We start from the raw sequence: 6565 nt of genomic DNA, 5'->3' as shown, positions 1-6565 counted from the left end.
ATCAACACGCGTTTGAAGTTGATTAAGCGCTCTGGCTACGGATTCACTAATTTTGAGCGATTCCGCCTCCGATGCCTAATCTGCTGGCATTTTTCTCCAACCGCTGCATAGTGATCCCAGGAGAGCCTTACTTCATAGGCTTTAAGAGATGGATCAATATTATATTTCTCCGTGATCTTGTCTTTATCCTGCTCTGAACAAGTATCGTAGTTGAGCCGCATCAAAAGTCCCAGGTTTCGGCAAATTTCTCCATAGTCATATAATTCGTGCCGCTCAAGGAATAATTCTTCTTCCTGTGTTAGCGCAAAGTTTTGATCGAGTACCAAGCCAAAATCTGTAAGGTAGGTCTGTTCGCCATCGGTGAGAACGTTATGAAAGTGTGCATCAAAGTGGACAATTCTTTTCGTTCTTAAGAAGTCAATTGTGGTGCATAAGTCATTCCACAGCTGCTGAAGTTGGCTGGGGTGCTCCCCCAACCATGTTCCAAGAATGTGGGGTATGTACTCGAGAAATAGCACCAGTTCATGGTTAGCATTGGCTCGATCTACCGCATATTTGCCGACGTTTTTGTTGTTGCCCCAGCGCTCCAAATAGGTTCTTAGCTGCGCTCTATCCAAACCTGTTTGTGGCCCAGAAAAAGGGATGATGCGATAGTGGTACATCAGTGGGAAGGTAGCAATCTCTCCAGCCAAAATCCACTGAGTTGTTTTGATGTGGGTCAGCAACTCCCGAAAAATATTAAACCCGATAGAACCCAGACCATAGTTGCAGTAGGTTGGTAGGTGGTAGAGGTTTTTAGTAGACAACAGATGCTCATATTCGAGGTCTGTGACGGGTACCCGTTTAACAAAGATCTTAGATTGGTCAAAGGTGAGGGTTTGATTGGCACCCCAGCCTGAGCCAGGGGCTTTTGACTCATTCTGACTAAGCAAAGCGCGCAGTTGCTCGTTATCTAGCTGGGCGATGTCTGCACTGAGCTTGAAGTATGCTTGCCGTCTGCCTTCTGTAAAGGGGTTGGGCATCTATCGTACCGCGATCGACTGAGCCAAATCGTCGGGGCTGAGGTGATCGTTGAGCACTTCACCATCTTTGAACCAGATGATTCGCTGGCTGGAACGGGCTACATCGGGCTCGTGGGTAACCATGACGACAGTAATGCCAGCGGCGTGAAGGTCGGCAAAGATGGCCAGCACGTCTTGGGTGGTGTGAGTATCGAGTGCGCCTGTCGGTTCGTCGGCCAGCAAAAGCAAAGGATTGTTGACAATCGCCCGCGCGATCGCCACCCGCTGCTGCTGCCCGCCCGAAAGCTGAGTGGGCTTGTTGTTGATGCGATCGCCCAGTCCCACCCGCTGCAAGGCCTCCGTTGCCCGCTGATGGCGCACGTCGCTGCGCACCCCTGAGTAAATCATCGGTAGCTCCACATTTTCCCGCGCCGTCAGCTGGGGCAGCAGGTGAAACTGCTGAAACACAAAGCCAATTTTTTGGTTGCGAATGTGGGCCAGGGCATCGTCGTCCAGGGTAGCCACATTCTGGTTATCAAAGAAATACTCCCCAGAGGTGGGGCGATCGAGACAACCGATCATATTCATGGCGGTCGATTTGCCGGAGCCAGACGGCCCCATAATGGCGCAGTACTCGCCGGAATAGATAGCTAGGTCCACATTCCATAGCGCCCGCACCTCGGTGTTGCCCGAGCCGTAGACCTTTTGCAGCTGGCGAAATTCAATCAGGGAGGTGGGCATGAACGGGGAAAGTATCAACTAATCCCCATTGTAATCAGCGGCTCTAGCAATCAGGGCTCCAGCGCTGGAGCGATCGCACTGATCGCGACATAGAAAGAAATCGACGTTTTTCACCACCGCCCGCCATATCAGCTGATCGCACTGACGGATAACGATCGCTACAAGCGTGTTCCAACCAAATACTTTCCAGAGTTTTACGCTAACAGGCCCAATGGGCTGGGTTATGCGACATCCAAAGGAACGTTTGTTTAGACGGAATACGCTAAGACAATTAAACAGGTGGCTGGACAGCGCGAAGCTCTTTAGCAATGGGGAAGGTGAAGAAAAACGGACCTAGACAAGCGGGAATACACCGCTAAGCAGCTTGCCTAGCGGGTACTTTGTCTTGGGGCACAGCCCTAGTTACCAGGCTCTTGATTAGAAGGAACGACAATGCGATCGGTTCCTCTAATGACGGTGCCGTTGACGCGACGGTTGGGGGTGTCTGTCGTATCAATCGTAGGGTCTTGTGCCTCAGGAGTTGTGACTCGGGGTGGCTGAATTTGTGGAGTAGGTATCTGAGGCGTTTCGATTTCTCTAACTGGAATATCGAGACGATTTTCCTCAGTCCTGGGCTCGGTTCCAGCCTCGGTCCCAGTCTCGGTCGTGGCGTCGTTGACATCCGTAGGAGTGGTGGTAGTTCCTGGCGTGGCCTCCGGCAACCTCTCGGTGGTTCCTGGTATGGCCCCCGGCAATCTCTCAGCAGTTCCGGGTTGGTCTACGGCTGAACCAGCTGGATCGGCGCTAGAACCGGGGACGGCAGCAGGCCCTGTAATGGTGTAGCTTCTGACCCCAGATGAGGTTCCTCCTTGGGCCTCGGTGGCGGCCTCACCAACCCCCGAGGCTGCCGGTTGAGGCTGCACGGACTGAGAGTCATTGTTGCTCTGGCAGAGGTCGTCAAGGTTGACCACTTGACCATCAGAGTTAACTAAATAGCAATATCCCTGGGCACTGCTAGGGCTTGACCACAGCAGTGCAGCAGCAGCCAAACCCAGACCACCTGCATACTTTAAAACATTAGGTTTCATAAAATTTCACAGCCTCAGCGCAATAGAACGCAGTCGGAAAGGGCAAAACAGAAATATTGACATAGCCTATCAGCAGCTTAGAAGAGGCCATATCGTCCTTGTGGTAGAAACTTTTATCCCCATACCCGCATTTCTCACCAGCCCTGATTCAGGCCTCTCAATGAGGGTGAAATTGAGTTTAGACCGATGAGGTCGAGTGAGGGCGGGTGAGAAATGCGGACTTATATGTACTTACAGCTCAGTCAAATTTTGATTTGGTTGGCACGAATACGATTGACCCATCCAGGGTTTTAAGGCATCGTAGAGGCGGGAGTTTTTTCACAGCATTCGATGGTTTGAGTGGTATCTAATCTTAGAATGTTGGCTCCCGCTCAGGCTTTCCAAGTCGCTTAAACTCCCTAGTGTTAACCGTTTCAAGGACTTGACAAGCAACTTTTGTCAGTCAACCAGGTTTGAGGGTCACACCTCACGAGGGTTCGAATTCCTCCCTCTCCGTTGAAATCCAGCTCCCGTAACGATTTGCGTTGTTCCTCTTGCCTCACTCAGCTTAGAAAAATTAAGCTGAGCGTAGGTGATTTGTACTCTTTTGAGGAGATGGGGAGGAAAAGTCCGAACCAGAATGCGCCTGACCTCAAAGAACGGGGCAATCAGGTTAATCAGGGGCTTGAAAAGGTCCCAATTCGCGAAAAGTTCACTTTTTTGAGGTTAAGGTCACTCCAAATTCGCTGCCAAAAACGCCCACTTATCCGACACTTCCTCAATCACCTTCGCCGTGGGCTTGCCCGCCCCGTGGCCCGCCTTCGTCTCAATGCGAATCAGCACCGGAGCTTCACCTCCGTGAGCAGCCTGCAGCGCCGCCGCAAACTTAAAGCTGTGGGCCGGTACCACGCGATCGTCGTGGTCTGCTGTGGTAATCATCGTTGCCGGGTAGGCCGTCCCCGGTTTCAGGTTGTGTAATGGCGAATAGCCGTAGAGCACCTTAAACTCGTCCTCGTTTTGGGGTGAGCCATAGTCTGACTCCCAGGCCCAGCCGATGGTGAACTGGTTAAACCGCAGCATATCCATCACCCCCACCGCCGGTAGCGCCGCCGCAAACAGGTCTGGGCGCTGGGTCATGCAGGCCCCCACCAGCAGGCCGCCGTTGCTGCCGCCTGCGATCGCCAGCTTTTCCGCCGAGGTATAGCCCTCCGCGATCAGCCACTCCGCCGCCGCAACAAAGTCATCAAACACGTTTTGCTTGTTCAGCTTGGTACCGGCCAGGTGCCAGTCTTCGCCGTACTCGCCGCCGCCGCGCAGGTTGGGCATTGCATACACGCCCCCCATCTCCATCCACACCAGGTTGCTAACCGAAAACGACGGCGTCAGCGAAATGCTAAAGCCGCCGTAGCCGTAGAGCAGCGTCGGGTTTTGTCCGTTCAGCTCAATCCCTTTTTTGTGGGTGATAAACATCGGCACGCGGGTGCCGTCTTTGCTGGCGTAAAACACCTGGGTGGTCGCGTAGGCGTCGGGGTCAAAATCGACCTCGGGCTGGCGATACAGAGTGCTCTCGCCGGTCACCATGTCGTAGCGGTAGATGGCGGGCGGCACCGTGAAGCTGGTGAAGCTATAGAAGGTTTCAGTGTCTTCGCGCTTGCCGTCAAAGCCCCCCGCCGAGCCAATCCCCGGCAGCACCACCTGCCGCACCAGCTCACCCGTGAGCGAAAAAATGCGAATCGTCGTGTAGGCGTCTTTCAAATAGTCGGCTACGAACTGGTTATTCAGCAGGCCCACCCCCTCCAGGGTGTCGTCGCTTTCGGGAATAATTTCCTGCCAGTGTGACTTCTCTGGCTGGTCAATAGCGATCGCAATCAGCCGCCCCTTCGGTGCCTCCAGATCGGTCGTAAACCAAAACAGCGGCCCCTCGTTATCCACAAAGCTATAGCTAGCTTCAAACTCAGAAATTAGCTCCACTACTGGGCTTTCGGGGTCACTCAAATCTTTATAAAACACCAAATTGTTGGGGTCGGTTCCCTTCCACACCGAGATGATCAAATACCGCCCGTCTTCGGTGACGCCGCCGCCAAAGCCCCACTCCTTTTGGTCGGGCCGCTCGTAGACCAGCTCGTCCTCGCTCTGGGGGGTGCCGATGCGGTGGTAGTAGAGCTTTTGGTAGTAGTTGACCGCCTCCAGCTTGGTGGTTTCATCGGGTTCGTCGTAGCGACTGTAGAAAAAGCCCGCATGATCATGGCTCCAGGAGGCACCCGAAAACTTCACCCACTTCAGCAGGTCGTCGGTATCTTCCCCGGTGGCAATGTCGCGCACGCGCCACTCCACCCAGTCTGAACCCGCGCTCGACAGACCGTAGGCCAGGTAGGCCCCGTTCTCGCTCACCGCCATCCCGCTGAGTGAAACCGTACCGTCTTCTGAAAGGGTGTTGGGGTCGAGCAAGACTCGCGGCTCGGCCTCTAGGCTGGGCTGAGTATAGAGCACGCTCTGGTTTTGCAGCCCGTCGTTTTTGAAGTAAAAGTAGCGCCCGCCTCGCTTGAAGGGGGTGCTGTAGCGCTCGTAGTTCCAGATCTGGGTAAGGCGATCGCTGATCTCTCTCCGCTTTGGCAGCGTTTGTAGATAGCCATCGGTGACCGTGTTTTGCGCCGCTATCCACTCGCGGCTGGCAGGCGATTGGGGGTCTTCGAGCCAGCGATAGGGGTCGGGCACGGTCACGCCGTGGTAGGTATCGACCTGGTCGTGCTGGGGGCTGGGCGGGTAAGCAAAGGCGGAGGAGGTCATAGGAGTTGAAAGAGCTGAGGGCTAACAGTATTCATCCTAAAGGGGGCAGTCTACCCTGGCATTAAGCCTTTAAATGGGCAGACAACAGCTGTGTCTATCCTACAGTCTTGAATACAAAAGGCACACGTCTTTGCTATGCTTTGGCTATGCAAGCCTTTGCCTGGAACTCAGAAAAAAATGAGCGCCTCCGGCAGGAGCGAGGTATCACCTTTGAAGACATTGTTTTAAACATTCAGCTAGGCAACGAAATCGACATCTTTGATCACCCTAACCAAGAGCGGTATCCGGGGCAAAAAATCTCAGTCGTGCTAGTAGAAGGGTACGCGTATTTAGTTCCCTTTGTTGAAAGCGATGAGGAGATTTTTCTTAAAACGATTATTCCTAGCCGTAAAGCAACTAAGCAGTACCTAATTGATAGAGATGATGAGTAATTTCGATTCCGAAGAACAAGACATTCTAGATGCGTTCGAGGCTGGCCGACTCCAGCGACCAGAAAATCACGAAAAAGAGCTGGAATCGCATCGGGAGATTGCAGCAGCCACGTTCAAAAAAGATGCCCGAATCAATATTCGCCTGTCTTCAAAAGACCTCCGGGCACTACAGGCTCGGGCACTAAAAGAAGGCATACCTTATCAAACACTGGTATCTAGTGTTTTGCACAAATTTGTTGATGGTCAATTGGTTGAGAAATCAACCAGTTAATAGTCTTATCAACTATGGCAATCCTATGTGAATCGTGAAAATCCGTAGAGCAGGCTTCTCGCCTGCCGGGGCAAGATGCCTCAGAGGCACAGCAGCGCTACACTAGCCACCGGGCGATTTTAGAGAACCGAGCCATGAACCAGGCCGCAGACGACACCACCGCCGCCAGAGCACAGTCCCTCAGGACGCAGCTCCAGGCCGCCAGCTACGCCTACTACGTGCTCGACGCCCCCGACCTGCCCGACGAAGTCTACGATCGCCTCTACCGCGAGCTGCAAGACCTAGAGG

At 53.4% G+C, this 6565-nt stretch carries 7 protein-coding genes; 4 read left to right on the top strand and 3 right to left on the bottom strand.

The window, feature by feature from the left end; genetic code table 11:
* Nucleotides 1–111, top strand: a 111-nt coding sequence (locus tag IQ273_RS28810) for a transposase (protein WP_194021999.1), incomplete at its 5' end; no start/stop codon positions are given.
* 911 nt (nucleotides 112–1022) lie between these two features.
* Here the strand turns inward: IQ273_RS28810 and IQ273_RS28805 are convergent.
* From IQ273_RS28805 to IQ273_RS28795, 3 genes are all read right to left on the bottom strand, one after another.
* Nucleotides 1023–1742 (bottom strand): ABC transporter ATP-binding protein, encoded by a 720-nt coding sequence (locus IQ273_RS28805; protein ID WP_228054084.1) that lies wholly within the window; start codon nucleotides 1740–1742, stop codon nucleotides 1023–1025.
* Between the two features lie 398 nt (nucleotides 1743–2140).
* Entirely contained in the window at nucleotides 2141–2770 is a 630-nt protein-coding gene (locus IQ273_RS28800) for a hypothetical protein (RefSeq protein ID WP_194026548.1), read from the bottom strand.
* A 750-nt stretch (nucleotides 2771–3520) separates the two neighbouring features.
* Nucleotides 3521–5575: a prolyl oligopeptidase family protein gene (locus IQ273_RS28795; RefSeq protein ID WP_194026547.1), complete on the bottom strand. Its 2055-nt coding sequence runs from the start codon at nucleotides 5573–5575 to the stop codon at nucleotides 3521–3523.
* Between the two features lie 146 nt (nucleotides 5576–5721).
* Here IQ273_RS28795 and IQ273_RS28790 point away from each other — a divergent pair, with 146 nt between their 5' ends.
* The 3 genes from IQ273_RS28790 to IQ273_RS28780 form a co-directional block, all read left to right on the top strand.
* The gene (locus IQ273_RS28790; protein ID WP_194026549.1) at nucleotides 5722–6006 is read left to right on the top strand and encodes a BrnT family toxin; all 285 of its coding nucleotides are present in this window, start codon (nucleotides 5722–5724) and stop codon (nucleotides 6004–6006) included.
* Nucleotides 5999–6277 (top strand): antitoxin, encoded by a 279-nt coding sequence (locus IQ273_RS28785; protein WP_194026546.1) that lies wholly within the window; start codon nucleotides 5999–6001, stop codon nucleotides 6275–6277. Before IQ273_RS28790 ends, IQ273_RS28785 begins: the two co-directional genes overlap by 8 nt.
* Before the next feature lie 134 nt (nucleotides 6278–6411).
* On the top strand, nucleotides 6412–6565 hold a 154-nt coding region (locus IQ273_RS28780; protein ID WP_194026545.1), incomplete at its 3' end, for a DNA ligase LigA-related protein.

Origin of the sequence: Nodosilinea sp. LEGE 07298, assembly GCF_015207265.1 — a bacterium.
In the GTDB taxonomy this organism is placed as follows: Bacteria; Cyanobacteriota; Cyanobacteriia; order Phormidesmidales; family Phormidesmidaceae; genus Nodosilinea.
This window is presented reverse-complemented; position numbering and strand designations above follow the sequence as displayed.

What these genes read in the sequence shown, in the direction of transcription:
- IQ273_RS28805 (WP_228054084.1), bottom strand. Translation starts at nt 1,742, where the DNA reads ATGCCCACCTCCCTGATTGAATTTCGCCAGCTGCAAAAGGTCTACGGC.
- IQ273_RS28795 (WP_194026547.1), bottom strand. Translation starts at nt 5,575, where the DNA reads ATGACCTCCTCCGCCTTTGCTTACCCGCCCAGCCCCCAGCACGACCAG.
- IQ273_RS28790 (WP_194026549.1), top strand. Translation starts at nt 5,722, where the DNA reads ATGCAAGCCTTTGCCTGGAACTCAGAAAAAAATGAGCGCCTCCGGCAG.
- IQ273_RS28785 (WP_194026546.1), top strand. Translation starts at nt 5,999, where the DNA reads ATGAGTAATTTCGATTCCGAAGAACAAGACATTCTAGATGCGTTCGAG.